Source organism: Methylocaldum sp. MU1018 (assembly GCF_053646775.1).
The window spans coordinates 825,565-851,910 of sequence record NZ_CM132195.1; the positions used below are offsets into that span (position 1 = coordinate 825,565).

At 59.9% G+C, this 26,346-nt stretch carries 27 protein-coding genes; 18 read left to right on the top strand and 9 right to left on the bottom strand.

The window, feature by feature from the left end; all coding sequences use genetic code 11:
- Positions 1–11 precede the first annotated feature (11 nt).
- From ACWJKU_RS03855 to ACWJKU_RS03875, 5 genes are all read left to right on the top strand, one after another.
- Positions 12–1,118 (top strand): lysylphosphatidylglycerol synthase transmembrane domain-containing protein, encoded by a 1,107-nt coding sequence (locus ACWJKU_RS03855; protein WP_454145945.1) that lies wholly within the window; start codon positions 12–14, stop codon positions 1,116–1,118.
- A gap of 7 nt (positions 1,119–1,125) precedes the next feature.
- The gene (locus tag ACWJKU_RS03860) at positions 1,126–1,548 is read left to right on the top strand and encodes an HIT domain-containing protein (RefSeq protein ID WP_454145947.1); all 423 of its coding nucleotides are present in this window, start codon (positions 1,126–1,128) and stop codon (positions 1,546–1,548) included.
- A 4-nt stretch (positions 1,549–1,552) separates the two neighbouring features.
- Positions 1,553–1,807, top strand: coding sequence for a YkgJ family cysteine cluster protein (locus ACWJKU_RS03865; protein ID WP_454145949.1), 255 nt, complete (start codon positions 1,553–1,555; stop codon positions 1,805–1,807).
- A 181-nt stretch (positions 1,808–1,988) separates the two neighbouring features.
- Positions 1,989–3,557, top strand: coding sequence for an FAD-dependent oxidoreductase (locus ACWJKU_RS03870; RefSeq protein ID WP_454145951.1), 1,569 nt, complete (start codon positions 1,989–1,991; stop codon positions 3,555–3,557).
- A gap of 32 nt (positions 3,558–3,589) precedes the next feature.
- Positions 3,590–4,723, top strand: coding sequence for a polysaccharide pyruvyl transferase family protein (locus tag ACWJKU_RS03875; RefSeq protein WP_454145953.1), 1,134 nt, complete (start codon positions 3,590–3,592; stop codon positions 4,721–4,723).
- Between the two features lie 45 nt (positions 4,724–4,768).
- Here ACWJKU_RS03875 and ACWJKU_RS03880 read toward each other — a convergent pair whose 3' ends face one another.
- From ACWJKU_RS03880 to ettA, 3 genes are all read right to left on the bottom strand, one after another.
- Positions 4,769–5,653: an ATP-binding protein gene (locus tag ACWJKU_RS03880; RefSeq protein ID WP_454145955.1), complete on the bottom strand. Its 885-nt coding sequence runs from the start codon at positions 5,651–5,653 to the stop codon at positions 4,769–4,771.
- Between the two features lie 15 nt (positions 5,654–5,668).
- Entirely contained in the window at positions 5,669–7,417 is a 1,749-nt protein-coding gene (locus tag ACWJKU_RS03885; protein WP_454145957.1) for a DEAD/DEAH box helicase, read from the bottom strand.
- Between the two features lie 527 nt (positions 7,418–7,944).
- A complete protein-coding gene (gene ettA / locus ACWJKU_RS03890; RefSeq protein WP_454145959.1) occupies positions 7,945–9,612 on the bottom strand; it encodes an energy-dependent translational throttle protein EttA in 1,668 nt (555 codons plus the stop codon).
- Positions 9,613–9,705: 93 nt separating this feature from the next.
- On the opposite strand from ettA, the gene ACWJKU_RS03895 reads away from it, so the two are divergent.
- The 4 genes from ACWJKU_RS03895 to infA are packed head-to-tail and all read left to right on the top strand — an operon-like array spanning position 9,706 to position 12,576.
- Positions 9,706–10,896, top strand: coding sequence for a GNAT family N-acetyltransferase (locus tag ACWJKU_RS03895; protein ID WP_454145961.1), 1,191 nt, complete (start codon positions 9,706–9,708; stop codon positions 10,894–10,896).
- A complete protein-coding gene (gene aat, locus ACWJKU_RS03900; protein WP_454145963.1) occupies positions 10,871–11,578 on the top strand; it encodes a leucyl/phenylalanyl-tRNA--protein transferase in 708 nt (235 codons plus the stop codon). The genes ACWJKU_RS03895 and aat overlap by 26 nt, the downstream gene beginning before the upstream one ends.
- On the top strand, positions 11,575–12,300 hold the full coding sequence (locus ACWJKU_RS03905; RefSeq protein WP_454145965.1) for an arginyltransferase: 726 nt from the start codon (positions 11,575–11,577) through the stop codon (positions 12,298–12,300). Before aat ends, ACWJKU_RS03905 begins: the two co-directional genes overlap by 4 nt.
- Positions 12,301–12,357: 57 nt before the next feature.
- Entirely contained in the window at positions 12,358–12,576 is a 219-nt protein-coding gene (gene infA / locus ACWJKU_RS03910) for a translation initiation factor IF-1 (RefSeq protein ID WP_026609371.1), read from the top strand.
- A gap of 3 nt (positions 12,577–12,579) precedes the next feature.
- Here infA and clpA read toward each other — a convergent pair whose 3' ends face one another.
- From clpA to ACWJKU_RS03925, 3 genes are all read right to left on the bottom strand, one after another.
- Positions 12,580–14,850, bottom strand: a complete 2,271-nt coding sequence (gene clpA, locus ACWJKU_RS03915; protein ID WP_454145967.1) for an ATP-dependent Clp protease ATP-binding subunit ClpA — start codon at positions 14,848–14,850, stop codon at positions 12,580–12,582.
- Positions 14,851–14,865: 15 nt separating this feature from the next.
- Positions 14,866–15,186, bottom strand: coding sequence for an ATP-dependent Clp protease adapter ClpS (clpS, locus tag ACWJKU_RS03920; RefSeq protein ID WP_077728044.1), 321 nt, complete (start codon positions 15,184–15,186; stop codon positions 14,866–14,868).
- Positions 15,187–15,304: 118 nt separating this feature from the next.
- A complete protein-coding gene (locus ACWJKU_RS03925) occupies positions 15,305–16,057 on the bottom strand; it encodes an elongation factor-1 alpha (protein WP_454145969.1) in 753 nt (250 codons plus the stop codon).
- Between the two features lie 142 nt (positions 16,058–16,199).
- On the opposite strand from ACWJKU_RS03925, the gene ACWJKU_RS03930 reads away from it, so the two are divergent.
- Genes ACWJKU_RS03930 through ACWJKU_RS03970 form a run of 9 tightly spaced genes read left to right on the top strand, consistent with a single transcriptional unit; the run spans position 16,200 to position 24,381 of the window.
- The gene (locus ACWJKU_RS03930) at positions 16,200–16,679 is read left to right on the top strand and encodes an NUDIX hydrolase (protein WP_454145971.1); all 480 of its coding nucleotides are present in this window, start codon (positions 16,200–16,202) and stop codon (positions 16,677–16,679) included.
- Between the two features lie 4 nt (positions 16,680–16,683).
- Positions 16,684–17,808 carry a tRNA 2-thiouridine(34) synthase MnmA gene (gene mnmA / locus ACWJKU_RS03935; RefSeq protein ID WP_454145973.1) on the top strand — a complete coding sequence of 375 codons (1,125 nt, stop codon included), beginning with the start codon at positions 16,684–16,686 and terminating at the stop codon, positions 17,806–17,808.
- Positions 17,809–17,843: 35 nt separating this feature from the next.
- A complete protein-coding gene (gene purB, locus ACWJKU_RS03940) occupies positions 17,844–19,205 on the top strand; it encodes an adenylosuccinate lyase (protein ID WP_454145975.1) in 1,362 nt (453 codons plus the stop codon).
- Between the two features lie 14 nt (positions 19,206–19,219).
- Positions 19,220–19,843 (top strand): outer membrane lipoprotein chaperone LolA, encoded by a 624-nt coding sequence (lolA, locus tag ACWJKU_RS03945; protein WP_454145977.1) that lies wholly within the window; start codon positions 19,220–19,222, stop codon positions 19,841–19,843.
- A gap of 40 nt (positions 19,844–19,883) precedes the next feature.
- The gene (locus ACWJKU_RS03950; protein ID WP_454148030.1) at positions 19,884–21,161 is read left to right on the top strand and encodes a replication-associated recombination protein A; all 1,278 of its coding nucleotides are present in this window, start codon (positions 19,884–19,886) and stop codon (positions 21,159–21,161) included.
- Between the two features lie 20 nt (positions 21,162–21,181).
- Positions 21,182–21,817 (top strand): PilZ domain-containing protein, encoded by a 636-nt coding sequence (locus ACWJKU_RS03955; protein ID WP_454145979.1) that lies wholly within the window; start codon positions 21,182–21,184, stop codon positions 21,815–21,817.
- A 24-nt stretch (positions 21,818–21,841) separates the two neighbouring features.
- Positions 21,842–22,831 (top strand): biotin--[acetyl-CoA-carboxylase] ligase, encoded by a 990-nt coding sequence (locus ACWJKU_RS03960; protein ID WP_454145981.1) that lies wholly within the window; start codon positions 21,842–21,844, stop codon positions 22,829–22,831.
- On the top strand, positions 22,832–23,587 hold the full coding sequence (locus tag ACWJKU_RS03965) for a type III pantothenate kinase (protein WP_454145983.1): 756 nt from the start codon (positions 22,832–22,834) through the stop codon (positions 23,585–23,587).
- Entirely contained in the window at positions 23,584–24,381 is a 798-nt protein-coding gene (locus ACWJKU_RS03970) for a hypothetical protein (RefSeq protein ID WP_454145985.1), read from the top strand. The genes ACWJKU_RS03965 and ACWJKU_RS03970 overlap by 4 nt, the downstream gene beginning before the upstream one ends.
- A gap of 77 nt (positions 24,382–24,458) precedes the next feature.
- Here the strand turns inward: ACWJKU_RS03970 and ACWJKU_RS03975 are convergent, their stop codons facing one another.
- The 3 genes from ACWJKU_RS03975 to ACWJKU_RS03985 form a co-directional block, all read right to left on the bottom strand.
- Positions 24,459–24,851 carry a hypothetical protein gene (locus tag ACWJKU_RS03975; protein ID WP_454145987.1) on the bottom strand — a complete coding sequence of 131 codons (393 nt, stop codon included), beginning with the start codon at positions 24,849–24,851 and terminating at the stop codon, positions 24,459–24,461.
- A 102-nt stretch (positions 24,852–24,953) separates the two neighbouring features.
- Entirely contained in the window at positions 24,954–25,637 is a 684-nt protein-coding gene (locus ACWJKU_RS03980) for a TVP38/TMEM64 family protein (protein WP_454145989.1), read from the bottom strand.
- Between the two features lie 192 nt (positions 25,638–25,829).
- Positions 25,830–26,174, bottom strand: a complete 345-nt coding sequence (locus ACWJKU_RS03985; protein ID WP_454145991.1) for a hypothetical protein — start codon at positions 26,172–26,174, stop codon at positions 25,830–25,832.
- Between the last annotated feature and the right edge of the window lie 172 nt (positions 26,175–26,346).

Below are 26,346 nucleotides of genomic sequence, written 5' to 3' on the forward strand. Positions count from 1 at the left end.
CATGAGCGGGAATGGTCGCGAAAACGTCCGACCTTCTTAAACAGTTCAGTCCCGGCCGGATTTTATTGCCGGTCGTTTTGGGATTGAGCATCGTCGGCTATACGCTGTACGGCGAATGGGTCAAGAGCGGTCTTCCGGTCGGCGAGGCGCTGGATCGCATCGCCTGGACTCCGCGTTCGGCCTTCTGGATCGCCTTGGCGTTTGTCATGATGGCGCTGCGCGATTTCGGCTACATATGGCAATTGCGGATTCTCACCGACCGCGCTCTGGAATGGCGCGCCTGCTTCGAGATAATCCTCCTTTGGGATTTCTTCGCCGCGGTTTCGCCTTCCATGGTCGGCGGAGCCGCCGTGGCGGTTTTCATGCTGGTCAAGGAACAAATCAGCATCGGCCGCAGCACCGCGATCGTCTTTACCACGGTTTTTCTCGATCAGGTGTTCTATACCTCGCTTCCGTTCTTTGCGAGTCTGTTCGTTCCGCAAGCCGATATTTTCGCGCCGCTGAACCACATCAAGTCGGAGTTGCTGGGAACCAGCATGATGGCCGGATTCTGGGCGGCCTGGGGCGGGCTGGTGGTTTATCTGATATTGCTGATCGCGGCGTTATTCGTGGCCCCGCATTGGATCAACGGATTGCTCACCCGCTTGTTCATGCTGCCGATGCTCCGGCGCTGGCGCTGGCGCGGCCTGCATATGGTCAACGATCTGTTTACCGCATCGCGCGATTTGCGGGATAAGAAATCAGCCTTCTGGTTTCAGGTTTGGCTGGCGACGTCGCTGGCGTGGATCGGCCGGTACCTGGTTTTGAATTGCGTCCTGGCCGCCTTTTCGCCGATGCCGATGAGTTCGTTCGATCATTGGTTGGCGATCGGACGGCAGGCGGTTTTGTGGATTATCATGGTTCTGTCGCCGACGCCCGGCAGCGCCGGAGTCGCCGAACTCGGCTTTTCCTGGTTGTTCGGGGATTTCGTTCCGGCAGGCGCGGCCTTGACCCTGGCCGTTCTATGGCGACTGATCAGCTATTATCCCTATTTGATCATCGGTGTTCCGGTCATGACGCGCTGGGTCAGGCGCGTGTATGGCGCCGACGTCCGGCATCCCCGAGTCCATATCGATTGAGTTTCTTATGTTCGAATTGCACCCGCGTTTGTCGCAGGATTGTATTCAGTTGGGCCGGTTCCCGCTGTGCCGGCTTTTGCTGATGAACGAGAGCCGCTATCCGTGGTTCATCCTCGTTCCGGAACGCGAGCGCGTCACCGAAATTCATCAGTTGACGGATGATGACCAGGTTCAGCTTGTCCGGGAGTCGTCCCGTCTCGCCCGCACGCTGGCGGAGCTGTTTCGGGCGGACAAAATGAACGTCGCCGCCATCGGCAATCTGGTGCCTCAGCTCCACCTGCACCATGTGGTGCGCTATCGCGGCGATCTGGCCTGGCCGGCACCGATCTGGGGCCGTTACGATCCGCTGCCTTATGGCGAGCTGGCCGTCGCGGAGGTCAAGCGGAAGCTCGGGGCCGCGTCTTTGCCCGATTTTTTCTATTTCGACTGAGCTCATGGAATGCCGGACCGGATGCGGCGCCTGCTGCATCGCCATTTCCGTTTCCAGTCCGATTCCGGGCATGCCCGAGGGCAAGCCGGCCGGCGTGCGCTGCACTCATCTCACCGATGATTTGCGCTGTGCGATTTTCGGGGAGAGCGGACGCCCGGCCTGTTGTGCCGGATTGAAGCCCTCGCGGGAAATGTGCGGCGACGACCGGGAGGAGGCGATCGCCTTTCTGACCTGGCTGGAACAGGCGACGCTTCCGTAGTCGTAGTCGTGGTCCGTGGCCGGCGGTCGGCGGTCGGCGGTCGGCGGTCGGCGGTCGGCGGTCGGCGGTCGGCGGTCGGCGGTCGGCGGTCGGCGGTCGGCGGTCGGCGGTCGGCGGTCGGTCCAGAACTTGCGCCGGCCGCGGCAGTCAATATCCAGGGAGTGAACGAAGGAGGCCGGGCATGGAGGTGCTTCGCACGGATATCGCCATTATCGGAGGAGGGCTCGGAGCCTGCGCGGCCGCCCTGGGCGCGGCAAGAGCGGGATACCGGGTCATTCTGACCGAGGAAACGCACTGGATCGGCGGCCAGTTGACGAATCAGGCCGTTCCTCCGGACGAGCATCCGTGGATCGAGGAATTCGGGGCGACCGCCAGCTATCGGGCGCTACGGGAAGGCATACGCGAATACTACCGCGCCCATCTGCCGCTCACCCCGGCGGCGCGGGCGGCGAAGCATCTCAACCCGGGCAACGGCTGGGTCAGCCGATTGTGCCACGATCCGCGCGTCGCGGTGGCCGTTCTCCATCAGATGATCGCCCCGTATCAGCTCAGCGGCAAAATGTTCGTGATGCACCCTCATCGCCAAATTGCCGCCTGGACTCACGGCGATCGGGTGACCGGCGTCGTCGTCAGAGGGCTTGAATCGGGACGCGACACCCTGATCGAAGCCTCTTATTTCATCGATGCGACGCCGCAGGGAGAATTGCTCGCCCTGGCCGGCGTGGAGCACGTGCTGGGAGCCGAGTCCCGCGCCGAAACCGGGGAGCCTCACGCGGCCGAGACGGCCGATCCCAAGGACCAGCAGGCCATCACGGTTTGCTTCGCCATGGAATATCTTCCGGGCGAAGACCATACCATCGACAAGCCGCGGCAATACGAGCTGTGGCGCGATTATCGACCGCCCGACTGGCCGGGACGCTTGCTCGGCTGGACCACGAGTCGGCCGGAAACCCACGAGCCGTTGACGCGCTTCTTGTTCGAGGCGGAGGACGGACGGCCCTGGTGGAATTTCCGCCGAATCCTCGATGCCGCCAACTTCGAGAAGGGGTTTGCGGATGGCGACATCAGCGTGGTCAACTGGCCGCAAAACGATTACTGGTTCGGGCCCGTCTGCGGCGTGGACGAGGCGGAACAGGTCCGGAACCTGGAAGCCGCCCGGCAACTCAGCCTGAGCCTGCTCTACTGGCTCCAGACCGAAGCCCCGCGGCCGGACGGGGGCATCGGCTATCGCGGGCTTCATCTTCGCCGGGACGTGGTCGGCGGCACCGTCGATGGACTCGCGCCGGCGCCTTACATCCGTGAGTCCCGGCGTATCCGGGCCGAATTCACCGTGCTCGAGCAACACATCGCGCATCCGCTCAGACCGGACGGTCCTGAGCTTTTCCCCGATTCGGTCGGCATCGGGTGCTACCGCATCGATCTCCACCCCCGCACCAGCGGCGCCGGTTATCTGGATCTCGGTTGCTGGCCGTTTCAGATTCCGCTCGGATCGTTGCTGCCGGTGCGCGTCGAAAACCTGTTGCCGGGCGGCAAGAACCTGGGCGTGACGCACATCACGAACGGCGCTTACCGGGTGCATCACGTCGAATGGAACGTGGGCGAAGCGGCGGGGCTGCTGGCGGCGTTCTGCCTGGAGCGAAAGGTTCCGCCGCGGGCGGTCAGGAGCCGTAAATCGCTGCTGGAGGATTTCCAATCCCTGCTCCGCCGACAAGGAGTCGCTCTCGCCTGGCCGTCGCTGACACCACTCTGAGGTTTGTGTCGAACTGATTTTCGAGGAGGCCAATGGATCAGCAGAATCGATTGTTCCGTATCGGTATTTCAGGGTCCTACGGCGGGATGAATCTGGGCGACGAGGCCATTCTGGACGGCATCGTGACTCAACTGCGCCAGTCGGTCGCGGCCGAAATCACGGTGTTTTCGCGGAACCCTCAGGATACGCTGGCTCGGCATAGGGTCGAGTGTGCCATCCCGGTCCGCAATTTGACTCGGAAAGAGGTCAGCCGGGAAATCGAGGGGCTCGATCTGTTTATCCTCGGCGGGGGCGGCATTCTATACGACCGCGACGCCGAGACTTATTTGAGGGAAGTGTTTCTCGCGCACGAATTCGGGGTTCCTGTGGCGATCTACGCGGTGAGCGCAGGTCCGCTCGCGGATTCGAGCGCGCGCAACGCCGTGCGCGAAGCTTTGAACCGGGCGGCCCTCATCACGGTGCGAGATCGTCAAGGCTATCGCTTGCTCGAAGACGTGGGCATCGACCGCGAGATTCATCTGACCGCCGATCCGGCTCTGCTCATACGTCCGCAGCCGCTTCCTCTCGAAGCTCTCAAATCGGAAGGGGTCGAATTCGAGCGCCACTTGGTGGGATTTTCGGTGAGGGAACCCGGCCCGGCCGCGCCCGACATCGATCCGGAACATTATTACGCGCTACTCGCCAACACGGCGGATTTCATGGTGGATCGGCTGAATGCCGATGTCGTTTTCGTTCCGATGGAAAGGACCGACGTTCAGCACAGCCACGGGGTCGTCGCGCACATGTACAATTCGGAGCGCGCGGAGATTCTGAGACGGAAGTATTCGCCTCAGCAAACCCTCGATCTGCTGGGGCGTTTCGAGTTCGCGGTGGGCATGCGGCTCCATTTTCTGATCTTCGCCGCCCTTCAGGGAACGCCTTTCGTGGCGCTCCCCTACGCATCCAAGGTTCTGGGTTTCCTCGACGATTTGGAGATGGAAACGCCGCCGCTGGGCGACGTCGGTATCGGTCAGCTCATCGCCAGGATCGACCGCTCCTGGGACACGCGCGAAGATATTCGCGCCAGGATCAAGCGGCGTCTTCCCGCCCTTCAATCCCGCGCGCGCGAGACGAATCGGCTCCTCGTCCGCTATTTGACGGAAGCCGGAGAGACGCTCGGACGCTGAGGCGGTTTCGCGCCGGCTTTCGCCGTCCGCCCGCAACGATCGGGGTTACCGGCCGTCCGGGGCGGCGGCGAGCCCTGCGCGCCCGCTCCAATCCTTGGCGAACTGCCAGGCGACGCGGCCGCTGCGGGAGCCGCGCTGGAGGGCGAAACGCAGGGCTTCGGCGCGTATCGTTTCCCAGTCGTCCGAAGGCGTCCGGAGCTTGTTCAGCCAGTACCGGACGATGTCCAGATATTGGTCCTGGTTGAACGGATAAAAAGACAGCCATAGACCGAACCGTTCCGACAGCGAGATTTTTTCCTCCACCGCCTCGCCCTGATGGATTTCGCCTTCGACGTGGCGGGCTTGCAAATTTTCCTCGTGATACTCGGGCAGCAGATGGCGTCGGTTGGAGGTGGCGTAGATCAACACGTTCGCCGGCGGCGCGCTGAACGAGCCCTCCAGCGTGGATTTCAGGGCCTTGTAGCCGGCGTCGTCCGCTTCGAACGAAAGATCGTCGCTGAACAGAATGAACTTTTCCGGGCGCTGATAAACCAGTTCCAGGATGTCCGGCAGTTCGATCAAATGTTGCCGGTCGACCTCGATGACCCGTAGACCGTCGGCGGCATATTCGTTGAGAAGAGCCTTGATGAGCGAGGATTTGCCGGTGCCCTTCGAACCCCAGAGCAGCGCATTGTTGGCCGGCAACCCTCGGATGAATTGCCGGGTGTTGCGATCCAGCTCGTTCTTTTGCCGGTCGATGCAGAGGATATCGGCCAGCGCCAGCCGGTGGGGATTTCGGATGGGCTGCAACGGGGCCGGATGGCCGGCGCCGCGCCAGCGGAAGGCGATGGCGCCGGTCCAATCGGGCTCCGCCGGCGCGGCAGGCATCCGTTTTTCGAGCCGGTCGAGCAGTTCGGATGCCCTGGCGATCAATTGTGCGAGCGGTTCCATAGGTGAATGGCCGATTTAGGTCCGGTCTTTTTTCGGTCGTCTTTTTGCCGCGGGCTTGTCTTGACCCGGCGCTTTTGCCTTTTCGAACTTGCGTCCGCCCGGTTTGGCCGGCTTTCGAGGTTTTTTGCCCGGCTGCCGGCCTTCGCTTTCGAGCGGCTGTAGATTGAGGCGCTGGTTTCTGATCCAGGTTTTCTTCAGCAGCTTGAAGAAATCGTCCGGAAGATCGGCTGGAAGTTCCACCGTGCTGTACGTATCGAACAATTTGATCTGGCCGATCAGCTTGGACGAAAGTCCGGTTTCGTTGGCGATGGCGCCGACGATGTCCTTGGGCTGCACGCCGTGTTCCCGGCCGACGTCGATGGTGTAGCGCAGCTTTTCGCCGTCCGCGCGCTTTTCCCGCGGGCGTTCGCGAATCGGCTCCGGAGCCGGCGGTTCCGGTTCCTCGGGCGCTTCCAGCGGACGTTCGCGGTGCATGAGATAGGCGAGGGCGGCGGCGATGTCGGCGGCGTCGCCGATGTCCTCGGCGACCAATTTGTCCACCAGTTCCCGGTAAAAGCCCACGTCCTGGTCGTCCAGGGTCTGAACCAGTTGCGCCTTGAACTGCTCGATGCGGCGGTCGGCGATGTCTTGCAGGGTCGGCAGCCGCATTTGCTGGATGGCCTGCCGGGTGGTTTGCTCGATGGCGCGCAGCATTCGCCTTTCGCGCGGCGCGACGAACAGGATGGCCTTGCCTTTGCGCCCGGCGCGCCCGGTGCGTCCGATGCGGTGAATATAGGCCTCGCTGTCGTAGGGAATGTCGTAATTCACCACGTGCGTGATGCGCTCCACATCCAGTCCGCGCGCGGCGACGTCGGTGGCGACGACGATGTCCAGGGCGTTTTTCTTCAGGCGGTCGATGACTTTCTCGCGCAACACCTGGCTCATGTCGCCGTTCAGGGCGGCGGCTTCATAGCCGCGGGCTTCCAGTTTCTCGGCCAATTCCACCGTTTCGGTCTTGGTGCGGACGAAGATGATCATGGCGTCGAAATCTTCCGCGTCGAGGATGCGGGTCAGGGCTTCCAGCTTTTGTACGCCCGAAACCAGCCAGTATTGCTGGTTGATGGCTTCGACGGTGGCGGTCTTGGCCTTGATCTTCACTTCCGCCGCATTGTTGAGATGCCGATCGGCGATTTTGCGGATGACCGCCGGCATGGTGGCCGAAAACAGCGCGATCTGGCGGGCCGGCGGCGTTTGTTCCAGGATCCATTCGACATCCTCGATGAAACCCATGCGAAGCATCTCGTCGGCTTCGTCGAGAACCAGCGTGGTCAGGTTGTCCAAAGACAAGGTTCCGCGGCGGAGGTGATCCATGACCCGGCCCGGCGTGCCCACGATGACGTGAACGCCGCGGGCGAGTTGGCGCAGTTGCGATCCCATGCCTTGGCCGCCGTAAACGGGCAGAATGTGGAAGCCTTCGAGATGGCGGGCATAGGTTTGAAACGCCTCGGCCACCTGAATGGCGAGCTCGCGGGTCGGCGCGAGCACCAGGGCCTGCGGCGTGCGCCGGGACAGATCGATGCGGGTCAGGATGGGAATCGCGAAGGCGGCGGTCTTGCCGGTGCCGGTTTGGGCCTGCCCGAGCAAATCCCGTCCTTTCAGCAGGTGAGGGATGCTCTCGGCCTGAATGGGCGACGGGGCTTCGTAGCCGATCTCCCGGAGCGCTTGCAGAATGGGCTGGGAAAGGGCTAATTGTTCGAAAGACGTTACTGAATTGGATGATGTCATGTGTTCGTAAAGCTAGTGGAGAGGAGGTCGGTGTACGACTTTGGACCATTTAAGCCGGCGTTCCGGCCGTTTGACCCGGGAGAGCGTCGATGGTTGAGCTTTGCGGTTTTCCTATCGGCAATTATTACAACAAGATCAAGCGGGTTGTTCCGGAAAAAGCATCGAGTTCGAGGAGCGGAGCCGGTCGCTCCGGGTCCGGATGAGCCGGCGCTGCAAATTTCGTCCGCCGGCAAGATTTCTTTTCTGCTAACCGATCAGGGAGCGCTTTCGGAGCCTCAAGCCATCCTGGCGGCTCGGCCTCCGACAAAGCCAAGGCCGAGGCCGGGAAAAATCGGTTTGAACGTCGATACCTTCAACCGCCTCGCGAAAATTTCTCCTTATACTGCCGGCGGAGGGTTGCGCTTTGCGGCCGAGTTTCGGTTTGCCGAAAATCACCGGCGCCGCAGATGGTATGGACTTGATCGAAACTCGTCCCCATATCCGGAAAGCGGCGGCGGCCCGAGCCGCCGCCGTGCCGTTGTCTCGAATCAACCCATCAGGGGTTTGAATCGGATGCGGTGCGGATGTTCCGCTTCGTCCCCCAGGCGGCGTTTGCGGTCGGCTTCGTAGTCGGCGTAATTGCCCTCGAACCAGACCACCTTGCTGTCGCCCTCGAAGGCGAGCATGTGGGTGGCGATACGGTCTAGGAACCAGCGATCGTGCGAGATCACGACGGCGCAGCCGGGGAATTCCAGCAGCGCTTCTTCGAGGGCCCGCAGGGTTTCCACGTCGAGGTCGTTGGTCGGCTCGTCGAGCAACAGCACGTTGCCGCCGGCTTTCAGCAGCTTGGCCAGATGGACTCGGTTGCGTTCGCCGCCCGACAGTTCGCCGATGCGTTTCTGCTGATCCGAGCCTTTGAAGTTGAAGCGGCCCACGTAGGCGCGGGACGGCGTCTGGTATTTGCCCACCGTGACCATGTCCAGACCGTCCGAGATTTCCTCCCAGACGGTTTTCTTGTCGTTCATGGCGTCGCGGAACTGCTCGACATAGGCGAGCTGAACCGTCGGCCCCACACGGACGCCGCCGGAATCGGGCGTTTCGACGCTGGCCATCATGCGGAACAGGGTGGTCTTGCCGACCCCGTTGGGGCCGATCACGCCCACGATGCCGCCCTGGGGCAGACGGAAGCTCAAGTTCTCGATGAGAAGACGTTCGCCGAAACCTTTCGAGACGCCTTCGAATTCCACCACTAGCTCGCCTAGGCGCGGCCCCGGCGGGATATAGATTTCGCGGGTCTCGTTACGAGCCTGGTATTCGCTGGACGACAATTCTTCGAACCGCTGCAAGCGCGCCTTGCTCTTGGCCTGCCGGCCCTTGGGATTGGCGCGCACCCATTCCAGCTCTTCCTTCATGGCTTTTTGGCGGGCGCTTTCCTGCTTCTCCTCCATCTCCAGGCGTTTTTCCTTCTGTTCCAGCCAGGAGGAATAATTGCCTTCCCAGGGGATGCCGTGGCCGCGGTCCAGTTCGAGAATCCAGCCGGCGACATTGTCCAGGAAATAACGGTCGTGGGTGACGGCGATCACCGTGCCCTTGAAATCATGGAGGAAGCGTTCGAGCCAAGCCACCGATTCGGCGTCCAAGTGGTTGGTGGGCTCGTCGAGGAGCAGCATGTCGGGATTCGACAGCAGCAACCGGCATAGCGCGACGCGGCGCCGCTCGCCGCCGGACAGCTTGGTGACGTCGGCGTCCCAGTCCGGCAGGCGCAGGGCGTCGGCGGCGATTTCCAGCTTGCGCTCGAGTTCCCAGGCGCCGGCGGCGTCGATCTTGTCCTGGAGTTCGGCTTGTTCTGCGAGCAGTTTGTCGAAATCGGCGTCGGGCTCGCCGAACGCATTGCTGACCTCGTTGAAGCGGTCGACCAGCGCCTTGATTTCGGCCACGCCTTCTTCGACGTTGCCGCGGACAGTCTTAGTCGGGTCGAGTTGAGGCTCCTGCGGCAGGTAGCCGATCTTGATGCCCGGCTGCGGGCGGGCCTCGCCGTCGAACTCCTTGTCCACGCCGGCCATGATACGGAGCAGGGTGGACTTGCCGGAGCCGTTCAGCCCGAGTACGCCGATCTTCGCGCCGGGAAAGAAGGACAGCGAAATGTCGCGCAAAATTTCGCGTTTGGGCGGCACGATCTTGCTCACCCGATTCATCGTGAAAATGTATTGAGCCATTTGAGAGAAATGCGTTGGCAGAAAAACGTTATTATTTCACGGTTCGGCGAATCGATCACGGCATGCGACCTTTTTGACGTTTGAAGATACGAGATGAATGCCCAAGACGAGACGAGTCCGGCGGGCTTGAGGTCGCGCATCGTCCGCCATATCGGCGCGATTGCCCCCGATGCCTGGAATGCGTTGACCCGCGGTGCCTATCCCTTTCTGCGGCATGAATTTTTGTCTGCGCTGGAAGCGTGCGGGTGTCTGGGCAAGCAGGTCGGCTGGATTCCCTACCATGTTTTGATCGAAGATGCGGAGCAGCGCCTGGCGGCGGCCCTGCCGACGTATCTCAAATTCAATTCGTTCGGCGAGTTCGTTTTCGACTGGGCGTGGGCGGACGCCTACGAGCGGGCCGGACTGGACTATTACCCGAAGCTGGTCGTGGCTTCGCCGTTCACGCCGGCTGCGGGGCCGCGCCTGCTGATCGCGCCCGATCGGTACTCGGATCGTTTCGCCGAGGCGGTGATCGAACTCGCTATCGAAACGGCGCGCGATGCGGGCGTTTCCTCGCTGCATTGGCTGTTCGCCAACGATCGGGTCTTGCTGGACTCGCCGCGCGTGCTGAAGCGGCTCGGCTGCCAGTTTCACTGGGAGAACCGCGGTTACCGGGACTTCGATGACTTTTTGTCGGGTTTTACCGCCAAGCGGCGCAAGGAAGTGAGGCGGGAGCGCCGGCAGGTTTCGGATGCCGGCGTGGCACTTCGCCGGATTCGGGGCGACCGCGCGGAGCCGGACCTTTGGCGCACGGTGCATCGGCTTTACCGCTCCACTTTTGCGAGGCACGGCAACTATCCGGCGCTGACGCTCGAATTTTTCGAAACGATCGCCGCAACGATGGGAGAGCAAATTCTTTTGGTTCTCGCCGAGCGGCGCGGTCGAATCGTCGGTGCGGCGTATTTTCTCGTCGGCTCCGATACGTTGTACGGCCGTTACTGGGGGTGCGCGGAAGATGTGCCCGCTCTTCATTTCGAGGCTTGCTATTACCAGGGCATCGAATATTGCATCGACGCGGGGCTGCGCCGCTTCGAGCCCGGCGCCCAGGGCGAACACAAGGTCAGTCGCGGCTTTTTGCCGGCCGAGACCTGGTCCGCCCACTGGATAGCCCATGTGGAATTTGGCGAATTGATCGCGCGCTTCCTGGCGCGGGAAAGCCGCTCCGTCCGAGCTTACATGTCGGAACTAAACGCACACACGCCTTTCAAAATCTTCGACCATGCTGACCGTTCTGAATCCTTTTGACCGAAACGAGCCGTTTCCCCCCGTGGAAAAGGCATTGGACGAACCGAACGGACTTTTGGCGGTGGGCGGCTGTCTGTCTGCGCGGCGGTTGGTGAACGCTTATCGGAGCGGCATTTTTCCGTGGTTCGGCAAAGACGAGCCGATTCTGTGGTGGTCGCCGGATCCCCGGCTGATTTTATGGCCCGACAAACTCAAGATTTCCCGGAGCCTGGGCAAACGGCTGAAACGCGGCGAATTTCGATTCAGTTTCGACGTGTGTTTCGACCGGGTCGTGGAAGCTTGCGCGGAGCCGCGAGATCATGCGAGCGGAACGTGGATTACGGAGGACATGAAGCGGGCTTACTCCAATCTTTTTAATCTGGGGCTGGCTCATTCCTTCGAAGCCTGGCAGGGCGATGTGCTCGTGGGCGGACTTTACGGCGTTTCGGTTGGGCGAGTGTTTTTCGGGGAATCCATGTTTCATGACGTGACCGACGCTTCCAAAGCCGCATTCGCCTTCGCGTGCGAGCGTTTGAAGGATTGGGGATATATCCTTATCGATTGTCAGGTCTATACCCGGCATTTAGCCAGCCTGGGAGCGGAAGAAATTCCGCGGTCGGCGTTCGCCGAACTATTGCGGATCTATTGCGAACGGCCGGTTTCGGATGAAGCCTGGAAGCCGGAAGAGGGCGAAGCTTTATGAAGTCGATACCGCTTTACGTCAGTCACGAGCACGATTGCGATTATCTGCCCGGAAACCGCGCGCAGATGGCTTATGTGTCGCCGTGGGAGGCCGTGGACGGCAATGTTTATTCCTGGCTCGCGACCCGGGGTTTTCGCCGAAGCGGCGACATGATTTATCGTCCGTACTGCCCGAATTGTTTGGCTTGCGTCCCGGTTCGCATAGCGGCGGCGCAGTTTCGGCCGAGTCGCGGGCAGCGCCGGATTCGGCAGAAAAATTCCGATTTGGAGGTCGTGCTGAAACCGGCCCGGTTCGAGGAGTCGCACTACCGATTGTTCATGCGTTATCTCGGCGCGCGACATCCCGACGGCCACATGGCGGAGTCCTCGGCGGAAGATTACATCCGTTTTCTCGCGTGCGATTGGGCGGAGATCGGTTTTTACGAGTTCAAGTGCGGAGACCGGTTGCTGGCCGTAGCCATCGTCGATTACCTGGCCGACGGCCTCTCGGCGGTTTATACCTTTTTCGACCCCGATTTGCCGGCGCGCAGCCTGGGCACATATGCCATCTTGTGGCAAGTGGACGAAGCCAGGCGGCGAGGATTGGACTGGGTGTATCTCGGATTCTGGATATCCGGCTGCCGGAAGATGAGCTATAAAAACTCGTTTCATCCCTTGCAGGCTTTTATCGGCGAGAATTGGTTACCCCTGGAAAAGGGCGAAAATATCATGCTCGAAGCTTAATATGATATCATTCGCGCTTTCACCATTCGCGGTTCAACCATTTCTTGAGAGAGGTTTATGTCGAAAGAAGATCACATCGAAATGGAAGGTAAGGTGATCGAAACTTTGCCTAATACGACTTTTCGCGTCCAATTGGATAATGGTCATATCATTACGGCGCACATTTCCGGAAAAATGCGTAAACATTACATCCGCATTCTGACGGGCGACCGCGTAAAAGTGGAAATGACGCCGTACGATTTGACCAAGGGGCGGATCACCTTTCGGCAGCGCTAGAGCTCAGACTGCTTCCGGTGCTTCGTGCACGTTTTCGATGGTAAACGCCAGTTGGCCATCTTCCACGCCGATTCTCACAATTCCGCCTTCGCTCAGCTTGCCGAATAGGATTTCTTCGGCCAAGATCTTTTTGATGTTCTCCTGAATCACTCGGGCCATGGGCCTTGCTCCCATGGACGGATCGAAACCGTGCTCGGCCAGCCATTCCCGCGCATCGGGTTCCAAAACCACCGAAACCCGCTTTTCCGCCAGCTGCGACTCCAGTTCGAACATGAACTTGTCGACGACTTGGCCGATGGTATCGAGGTTGAGCGGTTTGAACTGAATAATGGCGTCCAGCCGGTTGCGGAACTCGGGTGAAAACATCCGCTCGATGACTTTCATGCTGTCGGTGGAGTGATCCTGCTGGGTAAAACCGATCGACGGTCGGCCGCCTTCGGATGCTCCGGCATTGGTGGTCATGATCAGGATGATGTTCCGGAAATCGGCCTTGCGCCCGTTGTTGTCGGTCAAGGTGCCGTGATCCATCACTTGCAGCAGCAGGTTGAACACGTCGGTATGGGCTTTCTCGATCTCGTCGAGGAGCAAAACGGCGTGCGGATGCTTGTTGACTTCCTCGGTCAGCAAGCCGCCCTGATCGAAACCGACGTAGCCGGGTGGGGCGCCGATCAAGCGGGATACGGTATGCCGTTCCATGTATTCGGACATGTCGAAGCGGATAAGCTCGACGCCCAGCACTTTAGCCAGTTGGCGGGTAACCTCGGTTTTTCCGACGCCGGTGGGACCGGCGAACAAGAAGCAGCCGATGGGCTTTTGCACTTCACGGAGTCCCGCCCGCGACAGCTTGATCGCGGAAGCCAGCGTCGATATGGCCTCGTCCTGGCCGAATACCAGCATTTTCAGATTCTTTTCGAGATCCCTCAGCTTGTCTTTATCGTTGGTGGAGACCGTTTTCGGTGGAATCCGCGCGATCTTGGATACGATGTCTTCGATTTCCAAAGTGCCGATCAGTTTTTTTCGCCGCGAAACGGGCAATAACCGCTGGCTGGCTCCGGCCTCGTCGATGACGTCGATAGCCTTGTCCGGAAGATGGCGATCCGTAATATAACGATCGGACAATTCCGCCGCCGTACGGAGCGCCGCCAGCGAATATTTCACGTCGTGGTGTTTTTCGAACCGGGACTTGAGCCCGCGCAGAATGTGATAGGTCTCGTCCACCGTGGGCTCATGGATGTCGATTTTCTGAAAACGGCGCGCCAAAGCCCTGTCTTTTTCGAAAATGCCCCGGTATTCCTGATAGGTCGTGGAGCCTATGCAGCGCAGTTCGCCCGAGGCCAAGACCGGCTTGATCAGGTTCGAGGCGTCCATCACGCCGCCGGAAGCCGATCCGGCTCCGATAATGGTGTGGATTTCGTCGATGAACAGAATCGAGTTGGGCTCTTTCTTGAGTTGCGCCAGCAGTGCTTTGAGACGCTTCTCGAAATCGCCCCGGTATTTGGTTCCGGCCACCAATGTGCCGAGGTCCAGCGCATAAATCGTGCTTTCGGACAGGACTTCCGGCACTTCGCGGTCGACGATCTTTTTGGCCAGGCCCTCGGCAATCGCGGTCTTGCCGACGCCAGCCTCGCCGACCAGCAACGGGTTGTTCTTGCGGCGCCGGCACAAGACCTGGATGGTGCGCTCGATTTCGTCTTTGCGCCCGATCAGCGGGTCGATCTTGCCGCGTTTTGCCAGTTCGTTGAGGTTGGAAGCGAACTTTTCCAAAGGATTGGCGGCGGAACCTTCTCCCTCGTCGTTGTCCGACGCGGTGCTGCTTTTCGGGGCGGCGTCCGAATCCTCGCGGACTTTCGAAATGCCGTGAGAGATGTAATTGACGACATCCAGGCGCGTGACGTCCTGCTTGTTGAGCAGGTAAACGGCCTGGGAATCCTGCTCGCTGAAAATGGCTACCAGGATGTTGGCGCCGGTGACTTCCTTTTTGCCGGACGACTGGACATGGAAAGCCGCTCGCTGGAGCACCCGCTGAAAGCCGAGCGTCGGCTGGGTTTCGCGCTTCACTCCGGGTGGAATGAGCGGTGTGGTTTCATCCAGGAATTCGGTCAGATCCTTTCTCAATTGATCGACGTTCGCGCCGCAGGCTCTAAGCACTTCTACGGCAATCGAATTGTCGAGCATCGCCAGCAAGAGATGTTCGACGGTTATGAATTCGTGCCTTTTTTCATAGGCCGATCTGAACGCGACGTTTAATGAATATTCGAGTTCTTTGCTCAACATAGAATCAGAGCCTGTTTAGGCTTCCTCCATCGTGCAAAGCAGAGGATGCTGGTGCTGCCGGGAGTAATCGTTCACCAACTGGACTTTGGTTTCTGCGACATCCTTGGAGAAGACGCCGCAAACGCCGATGCCCCGCGTATGAACGTGCAGCATAATCTGGGTAGCTTTTTCCTCGCTCATGCCGAAGAACGTTTTTAAGACTAAAACGACGAAATCCATGGGAGTGAAATCGTCGTTCAACAGAATCACTTTATAAAGCGGCGGCCGTTTAAGTTTCGGCTTCGCTTCCTGTACGACAACATCGTCTGTAAGCTTGTGATCAGGATGTTGTGCCATTTCTCGCCCTTGATCTGCAACATATCTCGACCACAGCTACTATAGCATCTGCGGAATTCGTTGTATTAGACCGTACCGGTCGTAAATGATTTCCCGGCGCGGTCACTCCGCATAGGCTTCACGATCGAGTCAGAGCGTTGCGGCGATCCGGGAAAGGCAGCTTTCGGGGAAGTATCCACATCTCGTACATCGAGACCACCCACATGAACACGAACGCCATCGCCAGGCCCGCGCCTCCCAGGACGACCAGAAGGGCAAAGTGAGGATTCAGTTTAGTCAGCCACCAGGATGTGATGTCAAGCAGTAAGAAAGCGTAAGGCATGATGATCGCCGCGCCTTTCAATTTCACGGGAACTCCCGTGGACAGGCTGAAGATCAGTCCGACGAACATGAAAATGAACGAAATGCCGAACAGGTGAATGTGCGATACCCGGGTCAAAGACGAGAAGGTCGCGCCGGTATCGGCTGCGGCGCGCTTCTGAAGATTCTCGAACTTGGTGAAGTCCGGCAATCCGCTCGCTTCCGCGTTGTGGCAGGTTATGCAACGCTGCTCGACGATCGGCTTGATGTTTGCTTCATAAGCCTTTTGGCCGGCGCCGTCGCGCACCCACTGAATGATCTTGAAGCGCTCTTCGTCGGGAGCCATCGGTTTCATGGAGCCGTTCAACTGGCTTTCCAGCACAGAGCCGGACCGGTTGCCGTAATAGCTGTAGACGATATCCTCTATGGAAAGGCCGAATTTGCCGTCCGCCATGCCGTGGGTGAACAGGATCTGGATCATCGCGACGCCATAGCCGATTGCTATGACTGTCAAATAGCCGGAAAATAGCAATCTTATTGCCAATCCTAAACTGCTCAGATTGAACGGCATGATTCAGCTCCCGCCGAAAAGATGAGTTAAAGAGATTTTTGTCGGCGCGCCGTCACCAAATCGCGTAACGCCTATTCTTCAAGACGGTCTTTTTTTTAGCACACGCGAATCGGCTAAGCAATTTACATACGGTTAAAAGTTCATGCACCAGTCCGAAACCGATTCCAGCAGGAGCGCCAGGCCGCGCGTGACCGTGGCGGCCATCGTCGAGCGGGACGGACGTTTTCTCGTCGTCGAAGAGCAAACTACCGACGGCGGGCTGGTGATCAACCAGCCGGCGGGCCATGTCGAAGGCGGAGAGAGCGTCATCGCGGCCGTCATCCGCGAGACCTTCGAAGAGACCGGATGGCGTTTTCGGCCCGAAGCTCTGGTTGGTATCTATTTGTGGCGCAAGCCCGGCGGAAATGTTGGTTTTCTTCGGATCGGAATTGCCGGGTCGGTCGATGATCACGACCCGGATAGCCCTCTGGACGAAGGCATCGTGCAGAGTTTGTGGCTGACCCGAGAGGAACTTTTGAGCGAAAAAATACGTCTTCGAAGTCCTTTGGTCATGAAATGCATCGACGATTATCTCAGCGGCGAGCGTTATCCCTTGTCGGTGCTTAAATCCTTGCTGAGTTGAACTAATGTTACAAAAGGTCGTTGTCGGTATGTCGGGCGGAGTGGATTCCTCCGTCACAGCTTTGCTGCTCCTGGAGCAGGGCTATGAGGTGATCGGTCTCTTCATGAAGAATTGGGAGGAAGACGATCACACCGGCCTTTGCACCGCACCGCAGGATTTCGCCGACGCGAAAGGCGTTTGCGACAGATTGGGTATTCCGCTGCACGCGGTCAACTTCGCCGCCGAATACTGGGATGAAGTGTTCGAGGTGTTTCTGAGCGAATATCGGGCAGGACGCACGCCCAATCCGGACATCCTCTGCAATCAGCAGATCAAGTTCAAGGCCTTTATGGATTATGCGGCGGATCTCGGCGCCGACCTGATCGCGACGGGGCATTACGCGCGGGTCGGTCGGCGAGACGGCGGCTACGCGCTGTTGAAGGGAATCGATCGGCAGAAGGATCAGAGCTATTTTATCTATACTCTTGGGCAGTCGCAGTTGGCCCGCGTTTTGTTTCCGATCGGAGACATGGAAAAGTCCGAAGTCAGAAAGCGCGCCGAGCAAGCGAGGTTATCGAATCATCAGAAGAAAGACAGCACCGGCATCTGTTTCATCGGCGAGCGCCGTTTCAAAGAATTCTTGCAGCGGTTTTTGCCGGCCCAGCCGGGCGAGATTCAAACGCCGGACGGTCAGGTCATCGGGCGGCACGACGGGCTGATGTACTACACCCTGGGGCAGCGGCAAGGGCTCGGCATCGGCGGCATGAAAGGCGCGTCGGAAGAGCCGTGGTACGTATTGGCCAAGGATTTGGAGCGCAATGTCCTGGTCGTCGGCCAGGGGCACGACCATCCGATGCTGTTCCGTACCGGGCTGGAAGCCGGAAATTTGAGCTGGGTGCACGGTCTGGCGCCCAATGGTCCCGTCCGGTGCTCGGCAAAAATCCGTTATCGTCAACCGGATCAGGACTGTACTATCGAGGCGCTCGACGAGCAGAGAATCCGGGTCGTCTTCGACCGCCCTCAGCGCGCCGTGACGCCGGGCCAGTCGGTGGTGTTCTATCAGGGCGAGGAGTGCCTCGGGGGCGGAATCATCGAACGCGCCGCGGATATTGCGTCTGGCTCGACCTCAGTTTTTCAGGCCGTGGCCTGAGTTTCCCAACATGATTATATCCAGAAGGTTTCTGAATGACGTCTCTCACCTGTCTTTCTCCCATCGACGGACGCTATGCCGATAAAGCGGACGCGTTACGCCCGATACTCAGCGAATACGGTCTCATCCGTTTCCGGGTGCTGGTGGAAGTCCGGTGGCTGCAAGCTTTGGCCGGAGAGCCGGCGATAGGCGAAGTGCCGGCGCTGAGCGAGAGCGCCAACGATCGTCTGGAAGCCATCTTGAACGGCTTCTCGGTGAGCGATGCGGAGCGCGTGAAACAGATCGAAAGGACGACCAATCACGACGTCAAGGCGGTGGAGTATTTCCTCAAGGAAAAGATCGCCGATCATGCGGAACTGGCCGCGGTGAGCGAATTCATCCATTTCGCCTGCACCTCGGAGGACATCAACAACCTGGCGTACGCCTTGATGCTGAAGGAAGCCCGGGACGGCGTTCTGCTGCCGCTGATCCGGCAATTGGTTGCGGCGATCGGGGACAAGGCGGCGACCTACGCAGGCCAGCCGATGCTGTCGCGCACGCATGGGCAATCGGCCACGCCGACGACGATGGGCAAGGAGTTCGCCAATGTGTCGGCTCGCCTCGAAAGGCAACTCGGGCAGTTGGCGTCGATCGAGCTGTTGGGCAAGATCAACGGCGCCGTCGGCAATTACAATGCCCACCGGGTTGCCTATCCCGAAGTCGACTGGCCGACGTTTGGCCGAAACTTCGTGACGTCCTTGGGATTGACGTTCAACCCTTATACCACCCAGATCGAGCCCCATGATTATCTGGCCGAGTTCTTCCACGCCCTGTCGCGCTTCAACACGGTGCTGATCGACTTCAACCGCGATGTCTGGGGTTACGTCTCGCTGGGCTACTATCGACAGAAAACCGTGGCGGGCGAAGTGGGCTCGTCGACCATGCCGCACAAGGTGAATCCCATCGATTTCGAGAATTCGGAGGGCAATCTGGGCGTCGCCAACGCGATCTTCGGCCATCTTGCCGAAAAGCTGCCGATCTCCCGCTGGCAGCGGGATCTGACCGATTCCACCGTGCTGCGCAACATCGGCGTAGGGATCGCCCATACCCTGATCGCGCTGCAGTCGACCCTCAAGGGACTCGGGAAGCTCGAAATCGACGCGGGCGCTCTGGAAGCCGATCTCGCCACCAATCTGGAAGTACTGGCCGAGCCGATACAGACGGTCATGCGCCGCTACGGCATCGAAAAACCTTACGAGAAGCTCAAGGACCTGACCCGCGGCAAGCGCATCGAGCCGGAGGCGCTCTCCGAATTCATTCTGGGACTCGATATTCCGCAGGAAGCGAAGCAGCGCCTGCTGGCGCTGACGCCTCGCGATTACACCGGTTATGCGGAAATGCTGGCGAAGAACGCTTGAGTGACGGACGGTCCATGTTCAAAAAAGCACTACTTCTTTTTCTGATCGCTCTGCCGATTTTCCCGGCAACGGCGGAAGAGGCGCCGGTCCAAAGGCTCCGGGCCTTTCTCGCGAGGGCGAACACACTGCAGGCGGAGTTTTCCCAGGTCGTCATCGACGAAGCGGGCAACCCCGGGCAGCGCAGCAGCGGCGCGTTTTATCTCCAACGGCCCGGCAAGTTCCGCTGGGATTACAAGAAGCCGTACCATCAAGAAATCGTTTCCAACGGCGGCAAGGTTTGGTTTTACGACGTCGATCTCGAACAGGTGACCGCCAAGCGCCTCGACACCGCGATCGGTTCCACGCCGGCCTTGCTGCTGAGCGGGGAAGTATCGCTGGAAACCAACTTCAAGATCGAGAAGCAAGGCATGGACGAAGGCTTGTTCTGGATCAAGCTGGTGCCGAAGTCCGAGGACAGCGGATTCAAGTATGTCCTGATCGGCCTGGACGGCGACACGCTTGCCGGGATGGAGCTCAGCGACAACTTCGGCCAGCTCACGCGCATCTATTTCACTGGCGTGAAAACGGGGCTCAAGCTGGACCGCAATCTGTTCGAATTCCGGCCTCCCCCCGGAGTCGACGTGTTCGAGGAAAAATAAGCGCGTGAACGGGGATCTTCAGAGACCTCTGGCCGACCGGATGCGGCCGCGCAGTCTGGACGAATACGTCGGCCAGCGGCATTTGATATCGCCCGGCAAGCCTCTCTACGAAGCCGTCAAAGCCGGCAAGCTTCATTCGATGATTTTCTGGGGGCCGCCCGGCACCGGCAAGACGACTCTGGCGCGAATCGTCGCTCGCCACGCCGATGCCGAGTTTTTGCCGATTTCGGCGGTACTGGCGGGCGTCAAGGAAATCCGCGAGGCGGTGGCGGAGGCGAAGCGGATTTTGACCGAACGCCGCCGGCGCACCATTTTGTTCGTGGACGAGGTGCACCGTTTCAACAAATCCCAGCAGGACGCCTTTCTGCCTCACGTCGAAGACGGCACGATCTATTTCATCGGCGCCACCACCGAGAATCCGTCTTTCGAGTTGAACAACGCCTTGCTGTCGCGCGCCCGGGTCTACCTGTTGAAGTCCTTGTCCGAAGACGATTTGCTCGATCTCATCGGGCGGGCGCTGTCGGATTCCGAGCGCGGCGTCGGTCGGCCCGATCTCGCATTTCCGGACGAGTTGCGCCGCTGGTATGCCAAGGCGGCCGACGGCGATGCCAGAAAAGTTCTGAGTCTGCTGGAGATCACCCTCGATCTGCTGGAAGCCGGGCAGAACGAAGTCACCCCGGACATCGCCCGGGAAGTGCTCGCCGGCGGCGGCGCCAGGCGATTCGACAAGCAGGGCGAGGATTTCTATAACCAGATTTCCGCGCTGCACAAATCGGTGCGCGGCAGCGCCCCGGACGCGGCCTTGTATTGGTTGTGCCGTATGCTGGACGGCGGCTGCGACCCGCTTTATCTCGCCCGCCGCATCGTCCGTATCGCGAGCGAAGACATCGGCAACGCCGACCCGCGCGCGCTGGATCTGGCCCTGAATGCCTGGGAGGCGCAGGAGCGCCTCGGGAGTCCGGAAGGCGAGCTGGCTTTGGCGCAAGCCGTTCTCTATCTGGCCTGCGCCCCCAAGAGCAATTCCGTATACGTCGCCTATAATACAGCTCGTGCCGATGCGGCCAGAACCGGCAGTCAGGAGGTGCCGACGCATCTTCGCAATGCTCCCACGCGATTGATGAAGGAACTCGATTACGGGAAACGCTATCGCTACGCTCACGATGAACCCGACGCTTATACGGCGGGCGAAAATTATTTCCCCGAAGGGTTTGCGCCCCGTGAGTACTACAAACCGGCTCCAAGAGGACTGGAAATCAAGATCGCCGAGAAATTGGAACGGTTGAAGGCTTTGGACAAAGCGGCTGCGGATAAGACATAGTTGGCATCGAAAGCGTTTTTATGATTGACCATCAACCCGATCATGAGGAGGACATCGCCCCGATGAGCGACAGGGGCGGGGAAAAGGAGCGCAGGCGATATTTCCGGATCGAAGACGAGATTATTCTTTTCTTTAGGGAAATAGCGCCCGATGACATTCCCGTCAATCGGAGCCCGCCGGATTTTCCGCTGGATTCTTTCGCCTTGTCGGCCGGTTTGGACTTGCTCACTCAGGAGTCTCGAAAGCTGCTGCGGAAAATCGAGAGGGATTCTCCGGATATCGGCGATTTTTTAAAGATTCTGGAGCGCAAAATCGATCTCGTGGGCCGGGCGTTCCTGAGCTACGAAGCCAATCTGCCGGAACAGACCGCCCAACGCGTCAGCCTGAGCGCCTCCGGCTTGTCTTTCGATGCGGAAGATCCCTATGTTCCCGGCAAAGTGCTGGAGCTCAAGATGGTTTTACAGCCGAATTGGGTCGGGCTCATCGCGTACGGGCGCATCGTTTATTGCAAAAAGAACGATGCCGGTTCCGAGCTTCCCTATCAGATTTCCGTCGATTTCGTCGGCCTGTGCGACAGCGATCGGGAATTGCTGATCCGGCACGTCGTCAGGCGGCAACTGCATCAGCTTAGAAACAAAAAACAGCCGTCCGAGTAAGCGCTTCCGATTGCCTTTTTCTTCATGCACTACGATGCGCTGACCAAGACCCTGCTTCACGTGCTGTCCGACAACGGCTTCCACTCCGGAGCGGAGCTGGCGAGTCGCCTCGGCGTCAGCAGAACTTCCGTGTGGAATGCCGTTCGCGCCCTACAATGGCGCGGGATCGAAATCAACGCCTTGCCCGGCAAGGGCTATCGAGTGGCGCAGCCATTGGAGTTGCTCAGCGAAACGGCCATCCGATCGTCGCTGACCGGCGACGCCGGCCGGCTGCTCGGCGGCTTGCACATCTACGACGAACTCGACTCGACGAATACGCATTTGATGCACCTCGCGGCGGAGGGAGCTCCTTCGGGGACGGTATGCCTGGCCGAAACGCAGACGGCCGGCAAAGGGCGGATTGGCCGCCCCTGGATTTCGCCCTTGGGGGCGAACGTCTATCTCTCGGTACTGTGGCGTTTCGACGATCACTCCGTTGTGGCCGGTCTGAGCCTGGCGGTCGGGGTGGCACTGATTCGGGTTCTTGACCGGGCGGGCGTCAATGGAGTCGGGCTCAAATGGCCGAACGATCTTTTGTGGGAAGATCGCAAGCTGGGAGGGATCTTGCTGGAGGTGACCGGGGAAGCCCACGGCGGATGCGCCGTCATCGTCGGTTTGGGGGTCAACCGCTACATTCCTCCCGCGGTGGGGAACGCGATAGATCAGGCATGGGTCGACCTCGCCGCCGTGGCCGGCGCTTCCGCCCCCGCGAGAAACCGCCTGGTCGCTGCGATATTGGGCGAGCTTCTGCCCATGCTGGGCGATTTTCAGCAGACCGGGCTCGCGCCCTATCTTCCGGAGTGGCGCCGCTATCATCGTCTGACCGGTCGCGAAGTGGTCGTTCATCAGGGCGATATGGCAACGCCAGGCCAGGTTGTGGATATCACGGACGCGGGACTGCTGGTTTTGCAATGCAAGGACGGTCGGCGCCGCGAGTTCGCATCCGGCGATGTGCGGCTCCGAATCGCCGATTGAGTGTCTGACGGAATGCTGCTTCTGGTCGATATCGGCAACAGCCGCGTGAAATGGGGAACGGCGCAGGACGATCGGATCGTTTCGGGCGAGCCTTTTCCTTCGGATGGCGGGTCGCTCGAAGAATCGCTCGATTGCCGCTGGCAGCCGCTCTCCGCGCCGGTTCTCGTGTATGCCTGTAATGTGGCCGGCGCCGGGACGGAGCGGGCGGTCGCCGGATGGGTGCAAAAACGCTGGGGGATCTCGGCGAAGTTCGTCCGCTCCGCGGCTCGAGGCTACGGCGTGATGAACGGCTATGAAAAGCCGGAAAAGCTGGGCGTCGATCGCTGGGTGAGCCTGATCGCCGCGCGGGAGTTCGGCGATCGGCCGGTATGCGTCGCCGATTGCGGTACGGCGTTGACGTTCGATGTGCTGAACGCGCAAGGCCGACATCTCGGCGGCCTCATCGCTCCCGGTGCGGCGATGATGAAACGGGCGCTCGTGCAGGAAACCAAGGGTATCAAGGACGTCGCCCACGACCGCCGCGGCGGCCTGGGGCGGACCACGGCCGCCGCCGTGGAAGGCGGCGTCTTGGCGGCCTGTGCGGGATTGATCGAGAGATCGGCCCGAAACGCAGCGAAAGAACTGGGCTGCGAACCGGACCTGGTGCTGACCGGCGGGGATGCGCAGATCGTCGCCGCTGCGCTCGACATGCCGAGTAAAGTTATTCCGGATCTGGTTTTGCGGGGCCTGCTCCGTATCGCGAGAAGCGTTTCATGAAGTATGCGTTTTACATTCTGATTCTGGCGAACGTCGTCTTTTTCCTGTGGGAAAGCAATATCACCGGGCGGGGCTATGCCGACGGTTCCTATCGGGAATTGCGGCTTCCCCATACCGTAGAGCGCATTGCATTGCTCAGCGAGCGCGCCGCGCCGCCCGAGAAGACCTCCGACGCGGCGTTGGCGAAAGCGTCCGCGCCCGAGGCCGGGCCGGAACCCAACCAAAAGACGGCATCGGTTTCCGAACCGGTCCAGAAGACGGTTCCGCCGGTCGCGAAAGCAGAGGCGCAAACCGGCACGCCGCCCGGACAGGCGCGGATTCCGGAAACCACCTGTTTTCAATGGGGTCCTCTGATCGACGAAACCCGGGCACGTCATGTTTTGGATCTGGTGAAAGCTCGATCCGATCAGGCCAGCCTCATCAAGAAGCCTTCCGATCTGGCCGAGGGCTGGTGGGTTCTGTTTCCCAGGGCGCACGACATGGAAGCGGCGAAGTCGAACCGGAAAATGCTTCTCGAAAAAGGCGTGACCGATCTGTGGCTTTTCGATAAAGGTCCCTTGCAGGGCGCGATATCGCTCGGCCTTTTCAAAACCCGGAATCGGGCGGAGCAGGCTCAGAAAAGATTCACGGAACGGAACATCATCACCGAGATCGTCCCTCGCCTCGTGCAGAATGAAGCTTATTGGGTCAGGATCCCGTGGACTCGTCCCGCATCGGAGTTGGAGGAAATCCTGAAATCCGCGGACCCGAAAGGGACGGCCGAACAACGCCTGCCGCCCATTCCCTGCAATTGACCGATCCGCGGTCGTCACGCCTCATCATATGCCGCCGAGTTCTTCCGAACGGATCGGAAAAGGCTCTAAAACCCCGATTAGCGCCGTTCCGTGCGCGGCTCGGCCGCGCCGTGCGCGCCGAGATAATACAAAATGTGCGAGAGACCCAGATAGGCCAGGACGAGGATGAAAGCCTGCCGGATCGGCAGATCGTTGAGCAGGGCGTAAAACTCGGCGCCGCCGGCCGTCAATAGAAATATGAGGCCCATCAGCAGCGCTTCTGTGCGGTTTCCCCGGCGATAGCGAAAGTACCAGAGAGCCGTTTGGCTGATCAGCAGATAGCCGACGACGATGAACAGGTTGTTCCGCAGCGGACCGTAGAATCCCTCCGCATCGGGAATGACGAGGCCGAGATCGCTGAGGGCCGCGATTCCGCCCAGGATGGACAGCCAGACGGCAAAACGGAAATTCAAGGTGACCGCGCGATTCATAGACTCCCCAGGCTGCTCGTTGAACGCCCGCCGTTCCTTCGAGGGCTCGGCGAGGCGATGAGTTCCCGCTCCGGCCGAGTCTTGCTTCCGGCTTTCGCATCGTTATTTTCGCAACAGCGCGGGAAGCACGACAAGGAAGCCGAGGAGCGTCAGGCTGAAGATCACTTCCGGTGACCAGAGGTCTTCGATGTCGCTGATTTCGCCCAGGGCTTGCCCCAGGTTGACGTAAACGAAGCTGCCGGGAATGACGCCGACTGCGGTGGCCAGAAAATAGGTGCGGGCGCTGATGTGGGTCGCGGCCGGCGCCAGGTTGACCAGCCAGAACGGAAACAGCGGCACCAGCCTGAGGAACAGCAGATAGCGGAAGGCGTCGCCTTCGAAGCCCTGCACTATCCTTGCGGCCATCGGAGAGCGCGTTAATTTGGCGCGGGCGAGGTCGGCAAAAATGAAGCGCGCCGCCAGAAAAACCAGCAAGGCGCCCAGGGTCGACGCGACCACCGTCACCAAGGTGCCCAGCCAGCGCCCGAACAGCAACCCCATTGCCAGCGACAGTATCGCGCCGCCCGGAATACTGAATGCCGTTGCGGCAATATAGATCGATGTCGAGGCGAATAGCATGAGCGCATAGTGCCGCGCGGTGAAGTCCAGAAGCCGTTCCCGATGGTCCTTGACGAACTCGAGGCTTAGCCATTGCGTTCCGCCGAGAGCAAAGAACGCGGACAGCACGGCGATAAAGACCAGAGCCAGACCGACTCTGCCGTAAAAGCGCTTTTGTTCGTCGAGCACGGGTTCTCCTCCGGGCGGAAACCGGAATCAGTATACGGCCGGCCGGAACAAGACGAAAATGCGCGCCCGGCCTTTGCGCGGGAAAATCCCTGCCGAGTCCGGCGCCTGCCGGAAGAGGAGGAGAAAACGGAAAAACGGAGCCGGAGTTTTCCTCCAGCCCGCCCGTCGATCCGGTAGGCTGGAGGCCCTATATCACGGCTTCATTCCATTTTTCAGCGCATTGAACAAGGCATTGCCCGCAACCGTGTTATCGCTTCCCACCAAAACCATGATCATCATTTTGCCGTCCATCTTCAAACACTCGACCACGCCGGTCATGTGCTCGGTCCATGAGCGGACCGAGTCTTCGTCCTTGCTGATTCTTCCGGCTTTTTCCGAATTCAGGATGGACTCGCCCCTGTTTACGCAATCGGCTTGGCTCATGGAGCCTCCGTCCAGGTGATCCCACCACATGCTGGGAGTCGCGGCGGCGGCAACCGAGGCGCCACTCGTCAGTAGGCAGGCTAAAAGAAGTTTGATGAAACTGTTCGCGGACATGGGAAAATCCTCCTTGGCTTTGCCCGTTTGACGGCTGAATCGGTCGGCGACCGCCGTCGTCCTCGCAGATATAAATCGCCGTTTCTGATCACGCTGTGCTTGCCTTGCGGTTCGGGAGGACGCAGCGAGCGACCCGACCTATTAATAAGACACCGAAAAACATCCCATTACA

Coding starts and splice junctions, on each gene's coding strand:
- ACWJKU_RS03855 (WP_454145945.1), top strand. CDS start 12: ATGGTCGCGAAAACGTCCGACCTTCTTAAACAGTTCAGTCCCGGCCGG.
- ACWJKU_RS03860 (WP_454145947.1), top strand. CDS start 1,126: ATGTTCGAATTGCACCCGCGTTTGTCGCAGGATTGTATTCAGTTGGGC.
- ACWJKU_RS03865 (WP_454145949.1), top strand. CDS start 1,553: ATGGAATGCCGGACCGGATGCGGCGCCTGCTGCATCGCCATTTCCGTT.
- ACWJKU_RS03870 (WP_454145951.1), top strand. CDS start 1,989: ATGGAGGTGCTTCGCACGGATATCGCCATTATCGGAGGAGGGCTCGGA.
- ACWJKU_RS03875 (WP_454145953.1), top strand. CDS start 3,590: ATGGATCAGCAGAATCGATTGTTCCGTATCGGTATTTCAGGGTCCTAC.
- ACWJKU_RS03880 (WP_454145955.1), bottom strand. CDS start 5,653: ATGGAACCGCTCGCACAATTGATCGCCAGGGCATCCGAACTGCTCGAC.
- ACWJKU_RS03885 (WP_454145957.1), bottom strand. CDS start 7,417: ATGACATCATCCAATTCAGTAACGTCTTTCGAACAATTAGCCCTTTCC.
- ettA (WP_454145959.1), bottom strand. CDS start 9,612: ATGGCTCAATACATTTTCACGATGAATCGGGTGAGCAAGATCGTGCCG.
- ACWJKU_RS03895 (WP_454145961.1), top strand. CDS start 9,706: ATGAATGCCCAAGACGAGACGAGTCCGGCGGGCTTGAGGTCGCGCATC.
- aat (WP_454145963.1), top strand. CDS start 10,871: ATGCTGACCGTTCTGAATCCTTTTGACCGAAACGAGCCGTTTCCCCCC.
- ACWJKU_RS03905 (WP_454145965.1), top strand. CDS start 11,575: ATGAAGTCGATACCGCTTTACGTCAGTCACGAGCACGATTGCGATTAT.
- infA (WP_026609371.1), top strand. CDS start 12,358: ATGTCGAAAGAAGATCACATCGAAATGGAAGGTAAGGTGATCGAAACT.
- clpA (WP_454145967.1), bottom strand. CDS start 14,850: ATGTTGAGCAAAGAACTCGAATATTCATTAAACGTCGCGTTCAGATCG.
- clpS (WP_077728044.1), bottom strand. CDS start 15,186: ATGGCACAACATCCTGATCACAAGCTTACAGACGATGTTGTCGTACAG.
- ACWJKU_RS03925 (WP_454145969.1), bottom strand. CDS start 16,057: ATGCCGTTCAATCTGAGCAGTTTAGGATTGGCAATAAGATTGCTATTT.
- ACWJKU_RS03930 (WP_454145971.1), top strand. CDS start 16,200: ATGCACCAGTCCGAAACCGATTCCAGCAGGAGCGCCAGGCCGCGCGTG.
- mnmA (WP_454145973.1), top strand. CDS start 16,684: ATGTTACAAAAGGTCGTTGTCGGTATGTCGGGCGGAGTGGATTCCTCC.
- purB (WP_454145975.1), top strand. CDS start 17,844: ATGACGTCTCTCACCTGTCTTTCTCCCATCGACGGACGCTATGCCGAT.
- lolA (WP_454145977.1), top strand. CDS start 19,220: ATGTTCAAAAAAGCACTACTTCTTTTTCTGATCGCTCTGCCGATTTTC.
- ACWJKU_RS03950 (WP_454148030.1), top strand. CDS start 19,884: ATGCGGCCGCGCAGTCTGGACGAATACGTCGGCCAGCGGCATTTGATA.
- ACWJKU_RS03955 (WP_454145979.1), top strand. CDS start 21,182: ATGATTGACCATCAACCCGATCATGAGGAGGACATCGCCCCGATGAGC.
- ACWJKU_RS03960 (WP_454145981.1), top strand. CDS start 21,842: ATGCACTACGATGCGCTGACCAAGACCCTGCTTCACGTGCTGTCCGAC.
- ACWJKU_RS03970 (WP_454145985.1), top strand. CDS start 23,584: ATGAAGTATGCGTTTTACATTCTGATTCTGGCGAACGTCGTCTTTTTC.
- ACWJKU_RS03975 (WP_454145987.1), bottom strand. CDS start 24,851: ATGAATCGCGCGGTCACCTTGAATTTCCGTTTTGCCGTCTGGCTGTCC.
- ACWJKU_RS03985 (WP_454145991.1), bottom strand. CDS start 26,174: ATGTCCGCGAACAGTTTCATCAAACTTCTTTTAGCCTGCCTACTGACG.